The sequence below is a fragment of the Pseudomonas sp. AP42 genome (genome assembly GCF_001728935.1).
Lineage (GTDB): Bacteria > Pseudomonadota > Gammaproteobacteria > Pseudomonadales > Pseudomonadaceae > Aquipseudomonas > Aquipseudomonas lactis.
Genome location: NZ_LYSO01000069.1, coordinates 1 through 22,692 on the forward strand (window position 1 = coordinate 1; position 22,692 = coordinate 22,692).

Sequence of the window (22,692 nt, forward strand, 5' to 3'; positions counted from 1 at the left end):
GGTGGCCGTTACCGCAGGAATGGATATGTACACAATCCAACTGTGTCGGCTGCTAGGCCGTCTTCGCAGGCAAGCCAGCTCCCACAGGGGATCTTCGTTGCGTTGAGCAGTGCGCTCGCTTAGCTGACCGGCATAAGGGTGTCAGGCATCCAGATAGGGTTGCAGGTCGCGACGAAACGCCTTGAGCACCTCGGACAAGCGCAACCAGGGTGCTTCAAGCTCGGCGCCGCGCTGCTCACGGGCGCACTGCTCGAGGGCGACACAGGCCTTGGCGAGTGGCAGTGCGTCCACCAAGGAGCAAATGCCCTTGAGCCGATGCAGCGATGCGTTCAAGCGTGCCATGTCACGCTCGGCCAAGGCGCCCGCCAATACCTCGTGTTCGTGGTCCAGGCTCTTGGCCAGTTCCTGCAACATGCTCTGTAGCACCGGCCCGTCGGCCTGGGTCATGGTGCGCAGGGCCTGGATATCGAACGAACGCTGGGGCGCCACACGGGCCAACACTTGGGTCCAGTGTTCCAGAGTCACGGGCTTGACCAGCAGTTCATCCATACCGGCGTCCTCGCAGCGGCGTTGTTCATCTTTCATGGCGTTCGCGGTGCAACCCACCAGCGCGCTACGAGGCCGTTGCTCCTCGGCTTCGAGGCGCCGGATCGCCGCGCTCAAGGCATAGCCGGACATGCCGGGCATCTGGCAATCGGTGACCAGCACGTCAAAACGCTGCTCACGCCAGCGTTGCAACGCGGCCTCGGCCGACTCCAGGGCGACCACCTGGTGACCGAGGAACTGCAACTGCTGCGCCAGCACCAGGCGGTTGGCCGCCAAATCATCCACCACCAGCACCGACAGGCTACGCCCCGTCGGTGACAACGTCGCGGTGGGCGTTGCCGGCACATCATCGGTGCTGACCCGGTCCAGGCGCAGGTCAATGCACACCACCGTCCCCTCGCCCACCGCGCTGTCGAGGTGAATGCTCCCGCCCATCAATTCCACCAGTTGCTTGCAGATACTCAGGCCCAGCCCGGTGCCGCCATGCTGCGCGGCGGTCAAAGCGCTTACCTGGGTAAATGGCTTGAACACCCGCGGCTGTTGCTCGGCGCTGATGCCCGGGCCACTGTCCTTGACGCACAGGTGCAGGTATTCGCTATCGCGTTCATCCCGCTGGCAGGTCACGCTGAGGTGAACCCCGCCCCGCTCGGTGAATTTGAGCGCATTGCCCAACAGGTTGTGCATCACCTGGCGTAACCGCAGCGGGTCGAACCAGTAATAGCCCTGAGCAGCCGGATCAAACGCCAGGGTCAGATGCAGACCCTTCTGTTGCGCGGTGGCTTCGAACAGACTCTGGATACCCTCGAAAAAACCCTTGAGCTCGGTGGTCTGTGGCGCCAGTTGCAGGTGGCCGGCCTCAATCTTGGCCAAGTCCAGGCTGTCGCCCATCAGCGCAATCAGCTCGCGCGCCGAACGATGGGCCACTTGCAGCGCCTCGGAAACCGGCTGGCCGCTTGCCAGGCAACGCTCTTGCTCCAGTTCGAGCAAGCCAATGATGGCGGTCATGGGGGTGCGAATCTCATGGCTCAAGGCCGAGAGAAATGCACTTTTGGCGTAGTTCGCCTCATCGGCGGCCTGGCGGGCGTCCATCAGCTGGCGCTCCAGGTCTTTGCGTTCGTTGATATCGATCCAGCCGCCCAACAACCCCTGCAAGCGGCCCTGAGCGTCGAAAAAGGGCACGGTCCACTGATAGACGTGATAAGTGCCGCCATTGAGCTCCAATTGCCGGTCGACAAACAACGGCTGCTGCGTGGCCAATTGCTCCATGTGCCCTTCGTGCAGGCGCGCCGCCGTGGCGTCGGGCACCACCTTGCTTTCCATCAGCGTCAGGCCCTGGATCAGCTCCAGCCGGGTTGCCAATTGCTGTTCATAACTTTTATTGCAGGTCACCAGACGCCCGTCCAGGTCGCGAACGAACAGCGGGTTGGGCATACCGTCGAGCAATGCACGCTTGAACGCCAGTTGATCATTGAGCCGTTGCTCGGCCTCCAGCCGTTGGCGGATCTGGCGCTTGAGCCGGCTGTTCCACACCAACGACACCAACACGAACAGCAGCGCCGTGGCCATCGTCCAATAAGCCCAGGGCGGTACACGCTGCCAGACGGGCGGGGGAATCGTCACGGCACCGATCCAGCGCAGGCGCAAGGCACTCAACTCAGCCACCGGCAACGCCTCCAGGGCTTTGTTCAGAATGTTCAGCAATTCAGGCTGGTCCTTGCGTACCGACAGGCAGTTGGACGACCACTGACCGTCGACACTGCGGCCCATACGCAAGCCGTCCTGCGCGTAACTCTGCACTTCCACTTCAGTCTGTATCGTGGCGGCGGCCTCGCCCCGTCGTACCAGCTCACGGGCCTGGGTGTAATTGTCTACCAGGCGCAACTTGATGCGCGGGTGGTCATGGCGAATCTGGCTCTCCATGACGTGGCGCGCCGGCAATGCCAGCACCTTGCCGTCCAACTGGTTCAAGCCCATCAGGGGCGCGGCATCGGCACGTTCGATAAACACCCAGCCGGAGCCGCCAAAACCATGGCTGAAGTTGAGCAGCGCATTGCGCTCCTGATTCACCGCCAGGGTGGTGTTCATCTGCGCCCGGCCGGTTTCTAGCCATTCCAGGGTTTGCGCGGTAGAACCCACCTCTTCATAAATGAACTGCAAACCGGTCATACGCGAGATGCGGTTCAACAGGTCGACATTCAAGCCAACCCAGCGGCCGTCCTTGTCCCTGAAGATATAAGGCGACATTTGCTGGGCCACTACCACGACATGGGGATGCTCGCGCACCCAGGCCCGTTCCGATGTCGACAACGCAATGCGCTCACCACTGATGCCGACACCGAGCCCGGTGGTCCAGCGCGCGAGGATTTCGCGCTGCACCGACTCGTCGAGGCTTGCCAGCGCGCGATTCATCATGGCCCCCAACAACGGATCTGCCTGGCGGGTGGCGAAGGCAAATCCGATGGGAGCCAGCCGGCTTTGCTCCTTGATCTGCAACCCCAGGTAAGGCCGCAGCGATTTATAGGCGCGCACGATCACTTCATTGCCGATAAACGCATCGACGTCGCCCTGCTTCAAGGCTTCGAGGCCGCTGTAGAGGTTGGGCGCGAGCATGATGTGGCTGTCCGGATACGCCGCGTGAACCTTCTGCACGTTGGCGTAGCCGTCGAGCAACACCAGCTTTTTGCCGGCCAGGTCGTCGCCTTGGGTATCGTCGCGGCGCAGCACCACCACTGAACGGTCGGGCATGTAGTCCGGGGTGAACTGCAGGCCGGGTACGTCACGCTCGTAGCCATTGGCACTGGTGAGAATATCGATGGTGCCGTTGCGCAGCGCTTCGACCGCCTGGGCGCGCTCGGAGAAGCCGAGCACTTGCATGGGCACACCCAGCCGCGCGCCGACGAGGCTCAAGTAATCGGCGCTGATGCCCTGGTAGCGATTGCGGTCGCGGGTGATGTCGATGGGCTGGTAGTCATCTATCGAGATGCCCACCTTCAATGTCCGATGCGCCGCCAACCACTGCTGCTCGGTCGGCGCCAGGGGCATAGGTTCAAGCGCGATAAACGCCGGCACCAGTTTGAACGGCAGGCTGACAGCGGCCAGGCTCATGGGTACCTGGGTGAGCCACAACAGGCACACCAGCTTCAACGTCCATTGGATCAACACCTGCACCGGTTGGGTTTCCTTGATTGGGCGAATGGGCAAGTATGGCTCGCCAAAATGAAAAAGCCCGTCACGAGGACGGGCTTGGCCGACTGCAAAAAAAGCTGACTGTTGCCCCACCATGTCTTGGGTGGATGAAACCGTCTCGAATGTGGGAGCGGGCTTGCTCGCGAAAGCGCTGTGTCAGTCACTGAATGTGTGACTGATCCACCTCATTCGCGAGCAAGCCCGCTCCCACATTTTGGATCGATGGGCAGCACAAAGATGCCCCTCGGCCTTCAGGCAGCCCTGTCGATCAGAGCGGCTTGCCCCGATTGCCATGCTGGCTGACGAACGCCTGCACCGCCTTCAGGTCGTTGGCCAACACAGTGCAGCGCTCTTCGCGCTCGAACAGGTCGGTCAAATGCTCCGGCAACTCCAGGGCCTTGCCAATGCCGGCCTTCTCCACCGCTTCCGGGAACTTGACCGGGTGCGCGGTACCGAGGATCACCATTGGAATATCCAGGCTGCGGCGGCATTCACGGGCGGCTTTCACGCCGATGGCCGTGTGCGGGTCAAGCACTTCGCCGGTCTCGGCATAGACCTGCGCGATGGTTTCGCAGGTCTGGGCATCATCCACGGCCAGGGAGTCGAACAGCTTGCGGGTTTCGGTCCAGCGCTCTTGCTCGACGCTGAAACCGCCACCTTGCTTGAAGCTGTTCATCAACTCGGCCAGGGCTGCGCCGTTGCGACCGTGCATGTCGAACAGCAGGCGTTCGAAGTTCGACGACACCATGATGTCCATGGACGGCGACAGCGTGGCGTGCAGGGTTTCCTTCACGTACTGGTTGCCGCTCATGAAGCGATGCAGGATGTCGTTGCGGTTGGTGGCGACGATCAACTGGTTGATCGGCAGGCCCATGTTACGCGCCAGGTAACCGGCAAAAATATCGCCGAAGTTGCCGGTAGGCACCGAGAACGACACTGAACGCGCCGGGCCACCCAACTGCAGCGAAGCGTGGAAGTAGTAGACGATCTGGGCCATGATCCGCGCCCAGTTGATCGAGTTCACCGCCACCAGGCGCGTGCCCTTGAGGAAGCTCTGGTCAGCGAAGCTGTTCTTGACCATTTCCTGGCAGTCGTCGAAGTTGCCTTCGATGGCGATGTTGTGGATGTTCTCACCGAAGATGGTGGTCATCTGGCGACGCTGCACTTCGGACACACGCTTGTGCGGGTGCAGGATGAAGATGTCGACGTTTTCGCAGTGCTTGCACCCTTCGATGGCCGCCGAGCCGGTATCGCCGGAGGTGGCGCCGATGATCACCACGCGCTCGCCGCGCTTTTCCAGCACGTAGTCGAGCAGGCGACCCAGCAGTTGCAGGGCGAAGTCCTTGAACGCCAGGGTCGGGCCGTGGAACAGCTCCAGCACCCACTCATTGCCATTCAGTTGGCGCAGGGGCGCGATGGCGTTGTGGGAAAACACGCCGTAGGTTTCTTCCAGAATCTTCTTGAAGTCCGCATCCGGAATGCTACCGGTCACGAACGGGCGCATCACTCGGAAAGCCAGCTCGTGATACGGCAGGCCGGCCCAGGAAGCGATTTCTTCCTGGGTGAAGCGTGGCAGGTTTTCCGGCACATACAGGCCGCCGTCGGTGGCAAGGCCTGCCAGCAGAACGTCTTCGAAATTCAGGGCCGGTGCCTGGCCGCGGGTGCTGATATAACGCATGACTGGCTCCTCTAAAACATTCTCGAACAGGGGCCGCCGAATGGACGGGGCCCCTGGAACAAATCGGTTAGTTCAAGTGTTCAACGCGAATCCGCACCACCGGGCCCACTACGCCTTGCAAGGCTTCCAGGGCGTGGATGGCATCGTTGATGTGCTGTTCGAGCACGCGGTGGGTCAGCAGGATCATCGGCACCTGGCCGTTTTGCTCCTCGACTTCCTTCTGCATGATCGACTCGATGTTGATACCGCGCTCCGACAGGATGCTGGCCACCTGGGCCAACACGCCTGGATGGTCCTGGGCCTGGATGCGCAGGTAGTAGGCACTTTCGCAGGCTTCGATCGGCAGGATCGGATGGGCCGACAGCGAGTCCGGCTGGAAGGCCAGGTGCGGCACGCGGTTTTCCGGGTCGCTGGTCATGGCGCGAACCACGTCCACCAGGTCGGCGATCACCGACGACGCTGTCGGGTCCATGCCGGCACCGGCGCCGTAGAACAGGGTGGAACCGGCTGCGTCGCCGTTGACCATCACCGCGTTCATCACGCCGTTGACGTTGGCGATCAGGCGGTCGGCCGGGATCAGCGTCGGGTGCACACGCAACTCGATGCCCGCCGCGGTGCTGCGCGCCACGCCCAGGTGCTTGATGCGGTAGCCCAGGGCTTCGGCGTAGTTGACGTCGGCGGTGGTCAACTTGGTGATGCCTTCGGTGTAGGCCTTGTCAAACTGCAGCGGGATACCAAAGGCGATGGACGCCAGGATGGTCAGCTTGTGGGCCGCGTCGATGCCTTCCACGTCGAAGGTCGGGTCGGCTTCGGCGTAACCCAGGGCCTGGGCTTCGGCCAGCACGTCTTCGAAGGTACGGCCCTTCTCGCGCATTTCGGTGAGGATGAAGTTACCGGTGCCGTTGATGATGCCGGCCACCCAGTTGATGCGGTTGGCGGACAGGCCTTCACGGATCGCCTTGATCACCGGGATACCACCGGCCACCGCGGCTTCGAACGCCACGATCACGCCCTTCTCGCGGGCCTTGGCGAAGATCTCGTTGCCGTGCACGGCGATCAGCGCCTTGTTGGCGGTGACCACGTGCTTACCGTTCTCGATGGCCTTGAGCACCAGCTCGCGGGCCACGGTGTAACCGCCCACCAGCTCGATAACGATATCGATCTCAGGGTTGGTGGCCACGGCGAACACATCGTTGGTAATCGCAATACCGGTCGTTTCGAACTGAGGCTTTGGCGAACGCGTGGCAATCTGCGCCACTTCAATCCCGCGACCTGCGCGGCGGGAAATTTCTTCAGCGTTACGCTGAAGTACGTTGAAGGTACCGCCACCGACGGTCCCTAACCCACAGATGCCTACTTTGACCGGTTTCACTGAAGAACTCCCCATGAAACGGCCGACGCTAGGTCGGCCGTGAAAACAGCCGCACAACTGCGGCTCTCAATTAATGACCCGCCGACGGTTCGGCGGGCCATGATCGTCAAAGGCTCAACGATAAATGCTTACTTGGCACCCAGTGCCAGTTTGGCAACTTGCGGCGCCGGCTGGTAGCCCGGAATCACCTGGCCGTCGGCCAAAACGATGGCCGGTGTACCGTTCACACCAATGGACTGGCCCAGGGCGAACTGCTTGGAAACCGGGTTGGCGCATTTGGCCGACTTGATTTCCTTGCCATCGACCATCTTGTCCATGGCCGCTTTCTTGTCGGCCGAGCACCACACTGCCTGCAACTGCTCGTCACCCGGCGAACCCAGGCCCTGGCGCGGGAAGGCAACGTAGCGCACTTCCACGCCCAGCTTGTTCAGCGCCGGGATTTCAGCGTGCAGCTTGTGGCAGTACGGGCACGTGGTGTCAGTGAACACGGTGATGTGGGTCTTGGTTTCGCCAATGGCGGGGTAAACCACGGTTTCAGCCACCGGGATGCCGTTGATCAGCTTGGACACGCCCAGGCGCTCGGCCTTCTCGGTCAGGTTGACCGGCTTGCCGTCCTTGAGCTGGAACAGGTAGCCCTGGACGATGTACTGGCCATCGGCACTGGCGTACAGCACGCGGCTGCCCTTGAGCTTGACTTCGTACAGGCCGGCCATGGGGCTGGCGCTGATGCTTTCGATAGGCGTGTCGAGCGCCAGGTTCGCCAGGCTCTTGCGGATGGTCTGCTCGGCCGCATCATCGGCGAGCGCAAAGGTGGAAACCAACGCAATGGCTGCGGCGGCAATAATCTGGGTCAAGCGCATGGGAACTCCTGAAGGCAGAGGCAGGGACGGGAGCAGAATACTGATCTGGACCACAATGGATGCCGTCCCCTTTGCGAACCGGCAAAGCCTACCACAGTTGGGCGGGAGGGCAGCCCGCGACAGGTAAAATGGGCCATTTCTGACGGTTTTATCCGCGTGGGTGATGCTTGGCGTGCATGTCCTGCAAACGTGCGCGTGCCACATGGGTGTAGATCTGGGTTGTGGATAAGTCGCTGTGCCCCAGCAGCATTTGCACCACGCGCAAATCCGCGCCGTGGTTGAGCAAGTGGGTGGCGAACGCATGGCGCAGGGTGTGGGGCGACAGCGCCTTGCCGATCCCGGCCACTTTGGCCTGGTGCTTGATGCGGTGCCAGAAGGTCTGGCGGGTCATCTGCTCGCCGCGCTGGCTGGGAAACAGCACGTCGCTGGGGCGCCCGCCGAGCAGTTCGTGGCGCGCATCGCGCATGTAGCGCTCGACCCACACAATCGCCTCCTCGCCCATGGGCACCAGCCGCTCCTTGCTGCCCTTGCCCATCACGCGCAACACGCCCTGGCGCAGGTTGACCTGTTCCAGCGTCAGGCTGATCAGTTCGGTCACGCGCAGGCCGCAGGCATACAGCACCTCCAGCATGGCGCGGTCGCGCTGGCCGATGGCCTCGCTCAGGTCCGGGGCCGCGAGCAAGGCCTCGACGTCGGCTTCCGACAAGGACTTGGGCAACGGCCTGCCGAGTTGCGGCATGTCGATTTGCAGGGTCGGGTCGACGGCAATGAGTTTTTCCCGCAGCAGGTAGCGATAAAAGCCACGTACACCGGAGAGAAATCGCGCGGTGGAGCGCGGTTTGTAGTTCTGCTCCAGGCGCCAGGCCAGGTGATCGAGGATCAGCTCGCGCCCGGCATTGATCAGTTCTAGGTTTTTCTCCTGCAGCCAGCCGTTGAACAGCGCCAGGTCACTGCGGTACGCCTGGCGTGTGTTGTCCGACAGGCCTTTTTCTAACCAGAGGGCGTCGAGGAAGCGGTCGATCAGGGGATGGTCTATGGCAGGCATGGGCACTCAAGCAACGCAGCACAAGGCAATACGCGAATTATTTAGTGAACTGTGGCAAGAGCCATTAGTCTTTCATAGCCCGCTAATTCAAGGAACAGGAAGCTTTAATGAACGAACAACAGATTTTGTTGGCTTTTGGCGGCATTGGCGTGGCCGCACTCGGCTGCCAGTGGCTGGCCTGGCGCCTGAAACTGCCGGCGATTCTGTTTCTTCTGCTGAGCGGGATTCTGGCAGGGCCGATACTCGGATGGCTCGACCCGCAGGAAATGTTCGGCCCACTGTTGATGCCGTTGGTGTCGTTGGCGGTGGCGCTGATTCTGTTTGAAGGCAGCCTGACCCTGCACCTATCGGAATGGAAGGAAATCGGCAGCGTCGTCCACCGACTGGTCACCGTCGGCGCACTCTCGACCTGGGCAGTGATCACCCTGGCCACCCACTGGCTGCTGGGTTTCGACTGGATGCTGGCGCTGCTGTTCGGCACCCTGACACTGGTGACCGGGCCAACCGTGATCGTACCCATGCTGCGCGTGGTACGCCCCAAAGCCTCCATCGCCAATATCCTGCGTTGGGAAGGCATCGTCATCGACCCGATTGGCGCACTGCTCGCGGTAGTGGTGTATAGCTTTATCATCGCCAGTGCATCGGGCGACGGTTTGAGCCACAGCCTGCTGACCTTCGGCGGCGTTATCCTTTGCGGCAGCCTGTTCGGCATCGCCGGTGGCTGGGTACTGGGGCAGATCATGCGCCGCCAGTGGTTGCCGGAATACCTGCATAACCTGGCGACGCTGGCGGGCGTGCTGGGCATCTTCATCGCCTCCAACCAGGTGATGCATGAGTCCGGCCTGCTGGCGGTCACGCTGATGGGCATGTGGATGGCGAACATGAAAGGCGTGGATGTACGGCACATCCTGCACTTCAAGGAAAACCTCAGCGTGTTGCTGATTTCCGGGCTGTTTATCCTCCTGGCGGCACGCCTGGACCTGAACGCCATGATCGCCCTGGGCCCGTTTGTGTTGATCCTGCTGTTGATCATCCAATTCATTGCACGCCCATTGAACGTGGCGCTTTCGACCTTTGGCTCCGGGCTGAACTGGCGCGAGCGCGCGCTGCTGGCCTGGATCGCCCCACGGGGTATCGTGGCGGCGGCGGTGTCAGCGATCTTTGCGATCCGCCTGGATGAGGCCGGCCACGAAGGCGCGTTATTGCTGGTGCCGCTGACCTTCGCGGTGATCATCGGCACCGTCGTGCTGCAAAGCGCCACGGCACGCCCCTTGGCCCGCCTGCTCAAAGTCGCTGAGCCGGCGCCCAGCGGCTTCCTGATCGTGGGTGCGAACGGCCCGGCGCGGGCGCTCGGTAAGGCATTGCAGCAACTGGGCAGCCGCGTACTGCTGACCGACTCAAGCTGGGAAAACATCCGCGCCAGTCGTATGGAAGGCTTGCCCACCTACTTCGGCAACCCGGCCTCCCAGCATGCCGAGTCCCATCTGGACCTGGTCGGCCTGGGGCATCTGCTCGCGCTCTCGCCTTCTGGCGAACTGAATGCCTTGGCCACCATGCGTTTTCGCCATGACTTCGGCCATCGCCTGTTCGCTCTGGCCAGCAGCCAGGAAAACCGTCGCACCGACAAGCACAAGGCCAGCCATGAACACCGTGGCCACTTGCTGGGCAGCCAACCCTTGAGCTACACCAAATTGGCCAGCCTGCTGGGCCAAGGCGCCGAGCTGTACAGCACCAGCCTCACCGACGGCTTTGGCTGGGAGCAATACCAGGCGCTGCACGGGGAGCGCGCTACCTTGCTGTTTGCTCGGGATACCAGCGGCTGGGTGCACGTGGTCTCGCCCGAGAGCCACTTGAAGCCTGTAGCGGGCTGGACCTTGCTGGCAGTGATTCAACCGCAGGCCAGCACCGCCGAGTAATCAGTCAACAAACCCAGGCAATACCGGGACAGGGCGTTTATCTGCGTCAATCGCGACGAAGCTGAACACGCCCTGGATCGCCTTTTCACGGCCATCCGCGCTCATGCTCTCCACGAACACTTCCACTTCGACCTTGAGGCTGGTGTTGCCGACCTTGATCACCCGGCCGATCAGCTCAACGATAGAGCCGGCCGGGATCGCGTGGTTGAAGTCGATACGGTCGGTGGAGACCGTCACCAAAGGCAAGCGGCAGAAACGCGTGGCGGTGATGAACGACACTTCGTCCATCCATGCCAAGGCAGTGCCGCCGAACAGGGTGTTGTGGTGGTTGGTGGTGGGCGGGAACACGGCCTTGGTCACGTGGGTGACCGACAGGTCGGTGCGGCGCTGGATTTCTTCGAGGCGGGTGGTCATGGGTCAATACCGGTAGATAGGCAAATTTCAGGCACAAAAAAGCAGCCCGTAGGCTGCTTTTTTCTGCATCGGGAAGCTGGACTTAAGCCAGTTTTTCCTTGATGCGAGCTGCTTTACCGGACAGGTCACGCAGGTAGTACAGCTTGGCTTTACGTACGTCACCGCGACGCTTGACGGCCATGCTATCGATTTGCGGGCTGTAGGTCTGGAAAGTACGCTCTACGCCAACACCGTTGGAGATTTTACGAACAGTGAAAGCACTGTTCACACCACGGTTACGCTTGGCGATTACCACGCCTTCGAACGCTTGCAGACGCGAACGGTCGCCTTCCTTCACTTTCACCTGAACGACAATAGTGTCGCCCGGGGCAAAGGTAGGGATCTCTTTGGTCATCTGCTCTGCTTCGAGTGCAAGGATGATTTTGTTAGTCATGCTGTGCTCCTAAGGTAAGTCAATGGACCTACCATCGATACGTTGTTAACTATCGTCCCGCGCGAGGATGTATTCCTCGAGCAGCTTCTTCTCTTCTCCAGAAAGCGAGCGGCTTTCCAGAAGATCGGCGCGTCGTTCATAGGTCCGACCAAGGGACTGCTGTAAACGCCAACGCCGGATGTGTGCGTGATTGCCACTTAGCAATACGTCGGGAACACGCTGATCCACATACACCTCCGGACGGGTGTAGTGCGGGCAATCCAGCAAACCATCCGTGAAGGAATCTTCCTCCGCGGAGTCCGCATGCCCTAAAGCTCCGGGCAGCAGTCGTGTAACCGCATCTATCAGGACCATCGCCGGCAGCTCGCCGCCAGACAGGACATAGTCCCCAATCGACCACTCTTCATCGACATGAGCTTCAATAAAACGCTCGTCAATGCCTTCATAGCGACCGGCAATCAGGATCAAACTTTCCTCATTCGCCAGTTCGCGTACCGCCGCCTGTTTCAGCTGACGGCCTTGAGGGGACAGGTAAATTACCTTCGCCTTCTCCCCGGCGGCTGCCTTGGCCTGAACCAACGCATCTTCCAGGGGCTTGATCTTCATCACCATGCCCGGGCCACCGCCAAATGGGCGATCGTCCACAGTGTGATGTCGATCCGTCGTGTAGTCTCGCGGGTTCCAACAGGTGAGCTGCAACAGCCCCTGTTTCACCGCCCGACTGGTGATGCCGTACTCGCTGATGGCGGAAAACATCTCGGGAAACAAACTGATCACTTCAATGCGCAAATTAGCCACGCTTAGAAGTCCGCGTCCCATTCCACCTTCATCTCGCCCGCTGCCAGGTCGACGGCCAACACGCATTGCTCGGTATAGGGCAACAGGCGTTCACGGTCATCCAGGCTGCCAGCGCAAGGCTTGACCACCATTACATCATTGGCGCCGGTTTCCAGAAGATGATCGATTTTCCCCAGCAATTGCCCGAGTTGATCAATAACCTTCAGACCTTCCAGCTGGTACCAGTAGTACTCGCCGTCGGTCAATTCAGGGAACAGGTTGCGCGGCACGCAGATCTCATAACCGGCCAGAAGACGAGCTTCTTCACGATCATCAAGACCCTTGAGCTTTGCGACCAGGAACTTGTCGCTCCCGCGTCCACTGACCAGCTCTACCTGTTTCACACTCCCTTCGCGCTTGAGCGTCCAGGTCTTGTACTGCAACAGGTTTTCAGTCGGATCAGTAAAGGAATACACCTTCACTTCGCCGCGAACGCCATGAACAGAGTAAATCTTGCCGATAACGATCAAATCATCAGCAACAGCTGGCGTCGCGTTCATATTGCTCAGGCTGCGGCCTTAGCCGAGTCCTTCAACAGTTTTGCAACGCGCTCGGATGGCTGTGCGCCAACGCTCAGCCAGTAGGCTACGCGCTCTTGGTTCACGGACAGACGAACTTCTTGACCACGAGCAACAGGGTTGAAGAAACCAACCTGTTCCTTGTGCGAACCGTCACGCGGGTTGCGGCTGTCGGTTACGGTCAAGTGGTAAAACGGGCGCTTTTTGGAGCCGCCAAGGGCAAGACGGATTGTTAGCATGTGAACATCGTTCCTGTAGTCGGTGCTGCAAATCTAAATGCACAGCGGGCATAGGTGCCCGAAAGGCCGCATATTCTAAGGAATATCCGGACTTTTGCAAATGTCTTTTTCTGGCGCCTATCAGCGTGCCATTCAGATCTGCTATAGAGCCGTCGGTTAAAACGGCGAGTCAGCGCCCGCCAACGGCGGGTTTGCTGGAGATCCCACATCCTTGTGGGGCGGAGCGCAAGCAAGGCTTACGCTCGAATACTTTACATTTTAGGCATGCCGCCGCCGGGCAACATACCGCCCATGCCGCGCATCATCTTGGCCATACCGCCCTTGGCGGAGAATTTCTTCATCATCTTCTGCATCTGCTTGTGTTGCTTGATCAAGCGACCGATGTCCTGCACCTGGGTGCCGGAACCCATGGCGATCCGGCGCTTGCGCGAACCGCTGATCAGCTCAGGGTCGCGGCGCTCGGCCGGGGTCATGGAGTTGATGATGGCTTCCATCTGCTTGAACTGCTTCTCTGCCGCGCCCTGGGCGTTGCCCATTTGCGCCAGGTTCACACCGCCGATGTTAGGCAGCTTGTCCATCAGGCCGCCGAGGCCGCCCATGTTCTTCATCTGTTGCAGCTGGTCGCGGAAGTCTTCGAGGTCGAAGCCCTTGCCCTTCTTCAGCTTCTTGGCCAGTTTGTCGGCCTTGTCCTTGTCGAGCGTGGCTTCGGCCTGCTCGATCAGGCTGAGCACGTCACCCATGCCGAGGATGCGCGAGGCGATACGCTCAGGGTGGAACGGCTCGAGCGCTTCGCTCTTCTCGCCCATACCGATGAACTTGATCGGCTTGCCAGTGATGGCACGTACCGACAGCGCGGCACCGCCACGGGCGTCGCCGTCGACCTTGGTGAGGATCACGCCGGTCAGCGGCAGTGCGTCACCAAAGGCCTTGGCGGTGTTGGCCGCATCCTGGCCGGTCATGGCGTCGACCACGAACAGGGTCTCGACCGGGTTGATCGCGGCATGCAGCGCCTTGATCTCGCCCATCATCTCTTCGTCGATGTGCAGGCGACCGGCGGTATCGACGATGACCACGTCGATGAACTTGAGCTTGGCTTCTTTAATAGCGGCGTTGGCGATGTCGACCGGCTTCTGGCTCAGGTCGGACGGGAAGAAGGTCACGCCCACTTCTCCCGCGAGCATTTCCAACTGCTTGATGGCTGCCGGACGGTATACGTCGGCCGACACCACCATCACGGATTTCTTCTTGCGCTCTTTAAGGAAGCGCGCCAGTTTGCCGGCGGTGGTGGTTTTACCCGCACCCTGCAAACCTGCCATCAGCACGACGGCTGGCGGCACGGCACTGAGGTTCAGGTCTTCGTTGGCCGCGCCCATCAGGCTTTCGAGTTCGGCCTGGACGATCTTCACGAAGGCCTGGCCCGGGGTCAGGCTGCGGGACACTTCGGTGCCGACCGCACGCTCCTTGACCGAGTTGACGAAGTCCTTCACCACTGGCAAGGCCACGTCGGCTTCCAGCAACGCCATGCGCACTTCACGCAGGGTGTCTTTAATATTGTCCTCGGTCAGCTTGGCCTTGCCGGTAACGTGGCGCAGCGTCTGCGAGAGACGGTCAGTCAAGTTTTCAAACATGCGCGATCCTTTCAGGCCCTACTCATCGAAATGCAGGTAGACCGAGGTAATGGCGGCCCAGGCTGGGGGAAATCGCTATTAAAAACAGCGTTCGCCGAGCCTGCGGCGTGGGCAGGTCGCGGATTATAGCGAAGACTGCGCCCATGCACACCCGCTGTCTGGCGCGGGAGTCTTTCGTGCAACGCAGGTGTGTGCCAAACTCAACGCCTTTCGGGCTTGCCTACCAGGATTTATGCTCCCCTTGTCACCCAGTTTGCTACCCAGCCTCGCCGCCGCCATTTTGTATGCCGCTGCGACCCTCTATCAGGGCACTCGTCTGGCCCAAGGCACCAAAGCGGACAAACGTCTGCTCGTCGGCCTTGGCGTGCTGGCCCTGCTGGCCCATGCCGCCAGCCTGTTCACCCACCTGATGACCCCGGTTGGCCTGGGCCTGGACTTTTTCAGCGCCGCCAGCCTGATCGCCGCGGCCGTCATCGCGCTGACGCTGCTGGCCTGCTACCGGATTCCGGTGGAGAACCTGCTGGTGCTGCTATTCCCCCTGGGAATGCTGACGGTGCTGCTGGCGCAGTTCACCCCCACCGGCACCGTACAGGTGATCGACGAGGAGCCGGGCATCCTCGCCCACATCCTGCTGTCGATCCTCGCCTACGGCATGTTCACCATCGCGGTGTTCCAGGCCCTGCTGCTGCTGCTGCAGGATCACCAGCTCAAGCACAAGCACCCGTCGGGGCTGATCAAGAACTTCCCGCCCCTGCAAACCATGGAAAGCCTGCTGTTCGGGTTTCTGTGGGCCGGCTGGACCCTGCTGTCGCTGTCGCTGATCTCCGGCTGGCTGTTCGTCGAAAACCTGTTTGCCCAGCACCTGGTGCATAAAACCTTGCTGGCGTGCCTGGCGTGGGTGGTGTTCAGCGTGCTGTTGTGGGGGCGCAACCGCCTCGGCTGGCGCGGGCACAAGGCCATCCGCTGGACCCTGGCCGGTTTCTGCCTGTTGATGCTGGCCTATTTCGGCAGCAAGCTGGTTCGCGAATACATCCTGCATATCTGACGGGCAGTGATCATGGACAACTTGCCCTTAGGGCCGATGCTCGCCGTAATTGCCCTGCTGATTTTGTGGGCGGCGCTGTTTACTGCCATAGAAGCTGCACAACAACACCTGCTGGCCCTGCGCCCAGGCACACGCCAGGGCGACAAGGCGGCTGCACGCCTGAGTTTCCCGCGCCATAGCCTGATCCTGTGCAACAGCCTGTGCCGCGCCGCCGTGGTGATTCTTTGCACCCTGCTGGCGATCTATGCCTGGGCAGAGAACGGGCCCTGGCTGGGCTGGCTGATTTCCTGCGCAGGGCTGCTGGTGCTGGCCGACTACCTGCCCCGCACCCTGGCCACCCGTCACCCGCAAGCAGTGCTGGGCTTTGGCAATACATTGCTGGGCGTGCCGCTGAAAATCCTCTACCCCCTGGCCTGGCTGCTCAATGGCATCAGCCTGCTGTTATTGCGCCCGTTTGCACGCAAATCCGGCGTGGTCAAAAACAGCGACGAGCCCCTGCCCGACCATGACGACGACACAGAACCCGACACCGACGCCGACCGCACGCCTGGCCTGCCCGGTATCCATGCCCTGGACAACATCACGGTCAACGACATCCTGGTGCCGCGCAGCGAAGTGGACGGCATCAACCTCGATGAGCCGATAGAAGACATCATCGAACAGTTGCGTACCTCGCCACGCACCCGCCTGCCGGTGTTCCACAGCGACATCAACCAGGTGCAGGCCGTGCTCAATACCCGGCAGGTCCAACACCTGCTGCCTGACGCCAGCCTGACCAAAGAGGCCCTGCTCGCCGCCTGCCACGAGCCTTACTTCGTACCGGAAAGCACGCCGTTGCAGTTGCAACTGCTGAACTTCCACAAGCAGCAGCGGCGCCTGGGCATGGTAGTGGACGAGTACGGTGAAGTGCTGGGCATTGTCACCCTGGAAGATATTCTGGAAGAGATCGTCGGCGAATTCGAAAACGATCAGGCTGTGGATAACCCGCATATCGAAGCCCAGCCCGATGGTCGCTACATCATCGACGGCGCCGCCTCGATCCGTGAACTGAACAAAAGCCTGGGCTGGCACCTGCCCAGCGACGGCCCCAAGACCCTCAACGGCCTGGTCACCGAGGCGCTGGAGACCATTCCCGATTGCGCGGTGTGCCTGAAAGTCGGCCGCTATCGCCTGGAAATCCTCGAGACCGAGGACAACCGGGTGAGCAAGGTGTTGATCTGGCATACCAGCCACGTGCCAGTCGCTGCATAAGCATCTGGACACACACGTTCCCATGTGGGAGCGGGCTTGCTCGCGAATGCGGTGTATCAGTGGCAGATGTTCTGACTGAACCACCGCATTCGCGAGCAAGCCCGCTCCCACACTTGATCTGCTGTGGGTTCCCAAACCCACAAACCCCTTCCTATAATCCTTGCGGCTTACCCAAGCCCCGCCCGACCGCGTGCTACCCGCACCCAGCGTGTCCTGGCACCGCCTTACCATGTCCGACCGGTGTTTGCTCCCATCCCGAGCCGCCCCGCGCACAGCCCTGATCCATGGGTGTTCGACCAATAATAATCCGCGTCCAAACGCGCAATAACCGTCAGGGATAACGTCATGAGCACCACCTACCAAGAGGCCGCGAGCGCCGCCCCAGCCAACTCGACCGCCCGCGTCGCCACCGCGAGCATCGTCGGCACCGCCATCGAGTTCTACGACTTCTACATCTACGCCACGGCCGCCGCCCTGGTGATCGGCCCGGTGTTCTTCCCCCAGACCTCCGGCACCGCGCAGATGCTGGCGTCGTTCCTGACCTTCGGCATCGCCTTTATCGCCCGCCCGTTGGGGTCGGCGTTATTCGGCCACTTCGGTGACCGTATCGGCCGTAAATCCACCCTGGTGGCTTCGCTGCTATTGATGGGCGTGTGTACCACCTTGATCGGCTTGCTGCCGGGCTACGACAGCATCGGCGCCTGGGCCCCGATCCTCTTGTGTGTTTTGCGCTTCGGCCAAGGCTTGGGCCTGGGCGGGGAATGGGGCGGTGCGGCCTTGCTGGCAACCGAGAACGCACCCAAGGGCAAGCGCGCCTGGTTCGGCATGTTCCCGCAACTGGGCCCGTCGATTGGCTTCCTGGCGGCCAACGGCTTGTTCCTGATCTTGGCCATGAGCCTGAATGACGAACAATTCCGCAGCTGGGGCTGGCGCATTCCGTTCATCCTCAGCGCCGCGCTGGTGATGGTGGGCCTGTATGCACGCCTCAAACTGCATGAGACGCCAGTGTTTGCCAATGCCGTGGCCAAGGAAAAACCGGTGAAAGTGCCATTGGTGGAACTGTTCAGCCAGCATTGGCTGCCGGTACTGCTGGGCGCCGCGTCGATGGTGGTGTGCTATGCGCTGTTCTATATCACCACGGCGTTTTCGTTGAGCTACGGTGTTTCCACCTTGGGCTACAGCCGTGAAACCTTCCTCGCCCTGCTGTGCTTTGCGGTGTTGTTCATGGGGCTGGCGACACCATTGGCCGCCTTGGCCAGTGATCGCTACGGGCGCAAGCCGGTGTTGATCGTCGGTGCGATCCTGGCGATTCTCTCGGGCTTTACCATGGAGCCGTTGCTGACCCATGGCTCCACCTGGGCCGTGGCGCTGTTTCTGGCGTTGGAGCTGTTTTTGATGGGCGTGACCTTCGCACCGATGGGTGCCCTGCTGCCGGAATTGTTCCCGACCCGTGTGCGTTATACCGGTGCATCAGCCGCCTATAACTTGGGTGGGATCGTGGGGGCCTCGGCGGCGCCGTTCTTCGCGACCAAGCTCGTGGCGATGGGTGGTTTGAGTTATGTCGGCGGGTATGTGTCGGCGGCAGCGTTGCTGAGTTTGATTGCGGTGCTGTGCCTGAAAGAGACGCGGGATAACGACTTGAACAAGGTCGCCTGAAAGCCAAAAACTGTAGGAGCGAGCTTGCTCGCGAAAAAGGTACATCCGACACCGCAAGGTGCCTGAAATACCTTCGCGAGCAAGCTCGCTCCTACAGGGACCGCTTTAGAGTTCTACAACAACAGCCTTGGAAGCACGGGTCGCTTTAGCCCGAGCCGCTTCAATCGACTCATCCCGCGCCAACGCCACGCCCATGCGGCGCTGGCCGTTCACTTCAGGTTTGCCAAACAGACGCAACGCTGTATCCGGCTCGCTCAGCGCGGCGCCAAGGTTGGCGAATGCGGTCTGGGTGGACTGCCCTTCCACCAGAATCACCGCCGACGCCGAAGGGCCGAACTGACGGATCAACGGGATCGGCAGACCCAGGATGGCGCGAGCGTGCAAGGCGAACTGCGACAGGTCTTGGGAAATCAGGGTCACCAAGCCAGTGTCATGGGGGCGCGGCGACACTTCGCTGAACCACACCTGGTCGCCCTTGATGAACAATTCCACACCAAACAGACCACGACCGCCCAAGGCTTCGGTTACCGCCTTGGCAACGCGCTCGGATTCCGCCAAGGCAATCGGGCTCATGGCCTGCGGCTGCCAGGATTCCTGATAATCGCCCTTCTCCTGACGATGGCCCACCGGCGCGCAGAAAGTGGTGCCGCCGATGTGACGCACGGTCAGCAGGGTGATTTCGTAGTCGAAGTCGATAAAACCTTCGATGATCACCCGGCCCTTGCCGGCACGCCCGCCCTCTTGGGCGTAGTCCCAGGCTTTCTGCACGTCGTCGGCGCTGCGCAACAGGCTCTGGCCCTTGCCCGACGAACTCATCACCGGCTTGACCACGCACGGGAAGCCCAGGTCCTGGACGGCCTTGCTGTAGTCTTCGAAGGTATCGGCGAAGTGGTACGGCGAGGTCGGCAGGTCCAGCTCTTCGGCGGCCAGGCGACGGATGCCTTCACGGTTCATGGTCAGCGACGTGGCGCGGGCGGTGGGAATCACGGTGAAACCTTCGGCCTCCAGCTCAACCAATGTCGCGGTGGCGATGGCTTCGATTTCCGGCACGATGAAATGCGGCTTCTCCGCCTCGATCACCGCACGCAATGCGGCGCCGTCGAGCATGTTGATCACATGGCTACGGTGCGCCACCTGCATGGCCGGCGCGTTGGCGTAGCGATCCACAGCAATCACTTCAACGCCCAGGCGTTGCAGTTCGATTACCACTTCCTTGCCCAGCTCACCGCAGCCACACAGCAAAACGCGGGTCGCGGTTGGCGACAATGGAGTTCCGATTCGGGTCATCTCAGGTCCTCAGGGGAGCGGATCATGGGGGAGAAAGGCCGGCATTTTACATGAACTGTAAAAATTGGCCTCAGTTGGCGACGGCCCGCCGGCGGATGCGCCAGGCCATGATCAGCCAGACCACGGTGACCCCGGCGAATTTGGACACCAACGCCGTGCCCGCCACCGCCGGCGTCAGTGCGCCGATCAGGCCGAAAAAGATAAAGGTATCGAGGGGAATGCTCAGCGCCGAACTTATCCACAGGCGGTCATGCAGCGGGCGCTTGGTGATGCTGAATACCAGCCAGTCAATGCACTCGGACACCGCAAACGCCGTGGCACTGGCCAGGGCGATGGACGGGTCGGAGGTGATATAGGACAGCACCAGCGCCGCCAGCATGGCGATGATTGCGCCATGGCCGAAGCGGGTTTGCACCATGTCGCGCAGGATAAATACCAGGCCACCCCAAGCGGACCAGATGACGTCCAGATGCGGGGCGGTGGAGAAGGCGAAGTTGATCAGCACGACGCTGCTGATATAGGCGATCAGGAAAAACATGGAGGATGGACCTGTGGGCAATGCCGCACAGGGTACACAATTACAAGGATGTCGTCTGGCAAGGCCTCATCGCAGGCAAGCCAGCTCCCACATTTGAGGGTATTCACACATCAAGGGTGGGAGCTGGCTTGCCTGCGATGGCGGCCTGTCAGGCGCCAGATTTCCCAGGGGTCATCCACATCATCCCACTCGCCACCGCCCGTTCATGGCACAACCCCAGCACCACCCGGCGCTCGGCGTTGTCCATGCGGCTCCAGCGCGTGATTTCATCCACATTGCGCTGGCAGCCGGTGCAGATATCGTCATCATCCAGCGCGCAAATGCTCACGCAGGGCGAGGCGACCGGTCGCTCAATTGTGCTCATTCCTGCTGCTCAGCCAGGTCACGGGCATAACGCTGAGCGTTATGCACATAGTGCGCAGCGCTGGCTTCGAGCATGCGCTTTTGCGCCTCGGTCAGCTCACGCACCACTTTGCCTGGCGAGCCCATGACCAGCGAGCCGTCAGGAATTTCCTTGCCCTCACCGATCAGCGAATTGGCGCCGATGATGCAGTGCTTGCCGATCTTGGCGCCGTTGAGGATCACCGCGTTGATGCCGATCAGGCTGTAGTCGTCGACCGTGCAGCCGTGCAGCATGGCGTTATGACCGATGGTCACGCCGGTGCCGAGGGTCAGCGGGTAGCCCATGTCGGTGTGCATCACGCTGCCGTCCTGCACGTTGCTGTTCTTGCCGATCAGGATCAGTTCGTTATCGCCACGCAATACCGCGTTGAACCAGACGTTGGCGCCCTCCTCCAGCTTGACCTTGCCCACCAAGGTGGCATTGGGTGCCACCCAACTGTGGGGGTGCGTCTCGACGCGGGCGTCGCCCAGGCGGTATTTCATGGTTTTTCCTCACGGCATGCCATTTAAGCGATGGCTTATAGATTGATGAAGCTCTTGGGCGGCTGGTGCAGGCTGATCTTGGCATCGTCATAGAGCAGGTTGATCAGCTCGACAATCATGATCGCTGTCAGCCCCCAGATTTTGTATTCGCCGAACCGGTAGCTGGGCACATACCAACTGCGGCCCTGGTAATCAATGCGGTGGGTATGTTCGCGTGGGTCCTGTCGGAAAAAGTCCAAAGGCACGCTGAAAACCGCGGCAATCTCGGCGTCGTTGGCCAGGTATTCGACGTAATCGGGGATCACGCCCACATAGGGGGTTACGCGGATGCCGTGCAGGGAAATCAGCGGGCTCAACGGGCCGATGACTTCAACCAGCCCCGGCGGCAGGCCGATTTCTTCTTCGGCTTCGCGCAAGGCGGTAAAGATCAGGTCTGGGTCTTCGGGGTCGCGGCGCCCGCCGGGAAAGGCCACTTCGCCACCGTGGGTCGACAGGCCGCTGGCGCGCAGGGTCAGGATCAGCTCGGGTTCGTCACTGCGGGTAATCGGCACCAGCACCGCCGCCTCGGGGAAACGCCCGTCGGTTTCCAGGGTATGGGGGGTGTGATTGCTTACCCGGCGAAGTAGCTCGTCCAGCATGAGTCATCTCGGTCTGTTGGCTACCTTGCATCATGCACCAAAGCGTGCGAGCGCCCAACCCCAAAACCGCAGGGCTGTCGCGAAACGACAACTTGCAGGAACGCCCGGCACCGAGCCAAGATGTGCCCATTGTCCAGGAACCCCAGCATGAATTTCTGCAGCCAGTGCGGCAAACCGGTGACCCAACGCATTCCCGAAGGCGACGCACGCCTGCGTTATGTATGCGACCACTGCTCGACCATTCATTACCAGAACCCCAACATCGTCGCCGGTACGGTGCCGGTATGGGGCGACCAAGTGCTGCTGTGCCGCCGCGCCATCGAGCCACGCCTGGGTTACTGGACCCTGCCCGCAGGCTTTATGGAAAATGGCGAGACCGTCGAACAGGCAGCCATGCGCGAAACCCTGGAAGAAGCCTGCGCCCGCGTGCGCAACCTGAGCCTCTATACCTTGATCAATGTGCCGCACATCAGCCAGGTGCATATCTTCTACCGCGCTGAACTGATCGACCTGGACTTCGCCGCAGGCCAGGAAAGCCTGGAAGTGAAGCTGTTCGACGAAGCCGACATCCCTTGGTCAGAGCTGGCTTTCCGCACGGTCGGGCGTACCTTAGAATGCTTCTTCGCTGACCGTCGCCAACAGGCCTACCCGGTGCGCAGCGAGTCTGTGCCACCGCTGTCCAAGCCCGCCCAATAACAAGCCGGCCAATGTCGCCAAAGG

At 61.1% G+C, this 22,692-nt stretch carries 21 protein-coding genes; 5 read left to right on the forward strand and 16 right to left on the reverse strand.

What is annotated here, in order from left to right; genetic code table 11:
- Window positions 1–141: 141 nt before the first annotated feature.
- From A7K61_RS20605 to xerD, 5 genes are all read right to left on the reverse strand, one after another.
- Complete coding sequence (locus A7K61_RS20605; protein WP_069558259.1) at window positions 142–3,714, reverse strand: ATP-binding protein; 3,573 nt, start codon at window positions 3,712–3,714, stop codon at window positions 142–144.
- 286 nt (window positions 3,715–4,000) lie between these two features.
- Complete coding sequence (thrC, locus tag A7K61_RS20610) at window positions 4,001–5,410, reverse strand: threonine synthase (RefSeq protein ID WP_003193958.1); 1,410 nt, start codon at window positions 5,408–5,410, stop codon at window positions 4,001–4,003.
- Between the two features lie 67 nt (window positions 5,411–5,477).
- Window positions 5,478–6,782 carry a homoserine dehydrogenase gene (locus tag A7K61_RS20615; RefSeq protein ID WP_069558254.1) on the reverse strand — a complete coding sequence of 435 codons (1,305 nt, stop codon included), beginning with the start codon at window positions 6,780–6,782 and terminating at the stop codon, window positions 5,478–5,480.
- A gap of 128 nt (window positions 6,783–6,910) precedes the next feature.
- Window positions 6,911–7,642, reverse strand: coding sequence for a thioredoxin fold domain-containing protein (locus A7K61_RS20620; RefSeq protein WP_003193960.1), 732 nt, complete (start codon window positions 7,640–7,642; stop codon window positions 6,911–6,913).
- Between the two features lie 148 nt (window positions 7,643–7,790).
- Window positions 7,791–8,687 (reverse strand): site-specific tyrosine recombinase XerD, encoded by an 897-nt coding sequence (xerD, locus tag A7K61_RS20625; RefSeq protein WP_047711700.1) that lies wholly within the window; start codon window positions 8,685–8,687, stop codon window positions 7,791–7,793.
- A gap of 107 nt (window positions 8,688–8,794) precedes the next feature.
- Between xerD and A7K61_RS20630 the strand changes: the two genes are divergently transcribed.
- A complete protein-coding gene (locus A7K61_RS20630; RefSeq protein WP_044272392.1) occupies window positions 8,795–10,603 on the forward strand; it encodes a sodium:proton antiporter in 1,809 nt (602 codons plus the stop codon).
- On the opposite strand, the gene A7K61_RS20635 is transcribed toward A7K61_RS20630, so the two are convergent.
- The 6 genes from A7K61_RS20635 to ffh all read right to left on the reverse strand — a co-directional run bounded on the left by A7K61_RS20635 (window position 10,604) and on the right by ffh (window position 14,672).
- Complete coding sequence (locus tag A7K61_RS20635) at window positions 10,604–11,017, reverse strand: acyl-CoA thioesterase (RefSeq protein WP_003193963.1); 414 nt, start codon at window positions 11,015–11,017, stop codon at window positions 10,604–10,606.
- A gap of 82 nt (window positions 11,018–11,099) precedes the next feature.
- Complete coding sequence (gene rplS, locus A7K61_RS20640; RefSeq protein ID WP_003175895.1) at window positions 11,100–11,450, reverse strand: 50S ribosomal protein L19; 351 nt, start codon at window positions 11,448–11,450, stop codon at window positions 11,100–11,102.
- Between the two features lie 45 nt (window positions 11,451–11,495).
- Window positions 11,496–12,269 carry a tRNA (guanosine(37)-N1)-methyltransferase TrmD gene (trmD, locus tag A7K61_RS20645; RefSeq protein WP_153475158.1) on the reverse strand — a complete coding sequence of 258 codons (774 nt, stop codon included), beginning with the start codon at window positions 12,267–12,269 and terminating at the stop codon, window positions 11,496–11,498.
- Window positions 12,251–12,787 carry a ribosome maturation factor RimM gene (gene rimM / locus A7K61_RS20650; RefSeq protein ID WP_003175898.1) on the reverse strand — a complete coding sequence of 179 codons (537 nt, stop codon included), beginning with the start codon at window positions 12,785–12,787 and terminating at the stop codon, window positions 12,251–12,253. Before rimM ends, trmD begins: the two co-directional genes overlap by 19 nt.
- A gap of 5 nt (window positions 12,788–12,792) precedes the next feature.
- Complete coding sequence (rpsP, locus tag A7K61_RS20655) at window positions 12,793–13,044, reverse strand: 30S ribosomal protein S16 (RefSeq protein ID WP_003175899.1); 252 nt, start codon at window positions 13,042–13,044, stop codon at window positions 12,793–12,795.
- Between the two features lie 251 nt (window positions 13,045–13,295).
- Complete coding sequence (ffh, locus tag A7K61_RS20660) at window positions 13,296–14,672, reverse strand: signal recognition particle protein (protein WP_003193965.1); 1,377 nt, start codon at window positions 14,670–14,672, stop codon at window positions 13,296–13,298.
- Window positions 14,673–14,904: 232 nt separating this feature from the next.
- Between ffh and A7K61_RS20665 the strand changes: the two genes are divergently transcribed.
- From A7K61_RS20665 to A7K61_RS20675, 3 genes are all read left to right on the forward strand, one after another.
- Window positions 14,905–15,717 (forward strand): inner membrane protein YpjD, encoded by an 813-nt coding sequence (locus tag A7K61_RS20665; protein ID WP_034115853.1) that lies wholly within the window; start codon window positions 14,905–14,907, stop codon window positions 15,715–15,717.
- Between the two features lie 12 nt (window positions 15,718–15,729).
- A complete protein-coding gene (locus A7K61_RS20670; RefSeq protein ID WP_069558255.1) occupies window positions 15,730–16,968 on the forward strand; it encodes a transporter associated domain-containing protein in 1,239 nt (412 codons plus the stop codon).
- Between the two features lie 345 nt (window positions 16,969–17,313).
- Window positions 17,314–18,624, forward strand: a complete 1,311-nt coding sequence (locus A7K61_RS20675; RefSeq protein ID WP_044272400.1) for an MFS transporter — start codon at window positions 17,314–17,316, stop codon at window positions 18,622–18,624.
- A 105-nt stretch (window positions 18,625–18,729) separates the two neighbouring features.
- On the opposite strand, the gene purT is transcribed toward A7K61_RS20675, so the two are convergent.
- From purT to A7K61_RS20700, 5 genes are all read right to left on the reverse strand, one after another.
- Entirely contained in the window at window positions 18,730–19,911 is a 1,182-nt protein-coding gene (gene purT, locus A7K61_RS20680; protein WP_017139720.1) for a formate-dependent phosphoribosylglycinamide formyltransferase, read from the reverse strand.
- Between the two features lie 70 nt (window positions 19,912–19,981).
- The gene (locus tag A7K61_RS20685) at window positions 19,982–20,449 is read right to left on the reverse strand and encodes a preQ0 transporter (protein ID WP_003193971.1); all 468 of its coding nucleotides are present in this window, start codon (window positions 20,447–20,449) and stop codon (window positions 19,982–19,984) included.
- A gap of 148 nt (window positions 20,450–20,597) precedes the next feature.
- Window positions 20,598–20,813, reverse strand: coding sequence for a DUF1289 domain-containing protein (locus A7K61_RS20690; RefSeq protein ID WP_003193973.1), 216 nt, complete (start codon window positions 20,811–20,813; stop codon window positions 20,598–20,600).
- The gene (locus A7K61_RS20695; protein WP_044272404.1) at window positions 20,810–21,334 is read right to left on the reverse strand and encodes a gamma carbonic anhydrase family protein; all 525 of its coding nucleotides are present in this window, start codon (window positions 21,332–21,334) and stop codon (window positions 20,810–20,812) included. The genes A7K61_RS20690 and A7K61_RS20695 overlap by 4 nt, the downstream gene beginning before the upstream one ends.
- A 35-nt stretch (window positions 21,335–21,369) precedes the next feature.
- Window positions 21,370–21,972 (reverse strand): CoA pyrophosphatase, encoded by a 603-nt coding sequence (locus A7K61_RS20700; protein WP_032895425.1) that lies wholly within the window; start codon window positions 21,970–21,972, stop codon window positions 21,370–21,372.
- A gap of 147 nt (window positions 21,973–22,119) precedes the next feature.
- Between A7K61_RS20700 and A7K61_RS20705 the strand changes: the two genes are divergently transcribed.
- Window positions 22,120–22,668, forward strand: coding sequence for an NUDIX hydrolase (locus A7K61_RS20705; protein ID WP_047711704.1), 549 nt, complete (start codon window positions 22,120–22,122; stop codon window positions 22,666–22,668).
- Window positions 22,669–22,692: the final 24 nt, after the last annotated feature.

Excerpts from the sequence above, each read along its gene's own strand:
- thrC (WP_003193958.1), bottom strand. The coding sequence starts at position 5,410 with ATGCGTTATATCAGCACCCGCGGCCAGGCACCGGCCCTGAATTTCGAA.
- A7K61_RS20620 (WP_003193960.1), bottom strand. The coding sequence starts at position 7,642 with ATGCGCTTGACCCAGATTATTGCCGCCGCAGCCATTGCGTTGGTTTCC.
- xerD (WP_047711700.1), bottom strand. The coding sequence starts at position 8,687 with ATGCCTGCCATAGACCATCCCCTGATCGACCGCTTCCTCGACGCCCTC.
- A7K61_RS20630 (WP_044272392.1), top strand. The coding sequence starts at position 8,795 with ATGAACGAACAACAGATTTTGTTGGCTTTTGGCGGCATTGGCGTGGCC.
- A7K61_RS20635 (WP_003193963.1), bottom strand. The coding sequence starts at position 11,017 with ATGACCACCCGCCTCGAAGAAATCCAGCGCCGCACCGACCTGTCGGTC.
- rplS (WP_003175895.1), bottom strand. The coding sequence starts at position 11,450 with ATGACTAACAAAATCATCCTTGCACTCGAAGCAGAGCAGATGACCAAA.
- trmD (WP_153475158.1), bottom strand. The coding sequence starts at position 12,269 with ATGGGACGCGGACTTCTAAGCGTGGCTAATTTGCGCATTGAAGTGATC.
- rimM (WP_003175898.1), bottom strand. The coding sequence starts at position 12,787 with ATGAACGCGACGCCAGCTGTTGCTGATGATTTGATCGTTATCGGCAAG.
- rpsP (WP_003175899.1), bottom strand. The coding sequence starts at position 13,044 with ATGCTAACAATCCGTCTTGCCCTTGGCGGCTCCAAAAAGCGCCCGTTT.
- ffh (WP_003193965.1), bottom strand. The coding sequence starts at position 14,672 with ATGTTTGAAAACTTGACTGACCGTCTCTCGCAGACGCTGCGCCACGTT.
- A7K61_RS20665 (WP_034115853.1), top strand. The coding sequence starts at position 14,905 with ATGCTCCCCTTGTCACCCAGTTTGCTACCCAGCCTCGCCGCCGCCATT.
- A7K61_RS20670 (WP_069558255.1), top strand. The coding sequence starts at position 15,730 with ATGGACAACTTGCCCTTAGGGCCGATGCTCGCCGTAATTGCCCTGCTG.
- A7K61_RS20675 (WP_044272400.1), top strand. The coding sequence starts at position 17,314 with ATGAGCACCACCTACCAAGAGGCCGCGAGCGCCGCCCCAGCCAACTCG.
- purT (WP_017139720.1), bottom strand. The coding sequence starts at position 19,911 with ATGACCCGAATCGGAACTCCATTGTCGCCAACCGCGACCCGCGTTTTG.
- A7K61_RS20685 (WP_003193971.1), bottom strand. The coding sequence starts at position 20,449 with ATGTTTTTCCTGATCGCCTATATCAGCAGCGTCGTGCTGATCAACTTC.
- A7K61_RS20690 (WP_003193973.1), bottom strand. The coding sequence starts at position 20,813 with ATGAGCACAATTGAGCGACCGGTCGCCTCGCCCTGCGTGAGCATTTGC.
- A7K61_RS20695 (WP_044272404.1), bottom strand. The coding sequence starts at position 21,334 with ATGAAATACCGCCTGGGCGACGCCCGCGTCGAGACGCACCCCCACAGT.
- A7K61_RS20700 (WP_032895425.1), bottom strand. The coding sequence starts at position 21,972 with ATGCTGGACGAGCTACTTCGCCGGGTAAGCAATCACACCCCCCATACC.
- A7K61_RS20705 (WP_047711704.1), top strand. The coding sequence starts at position 22,120 with ATGAATTTCTGCAGCCAGTGCGGCAAACCGGTGACCCAACGCATTCCC.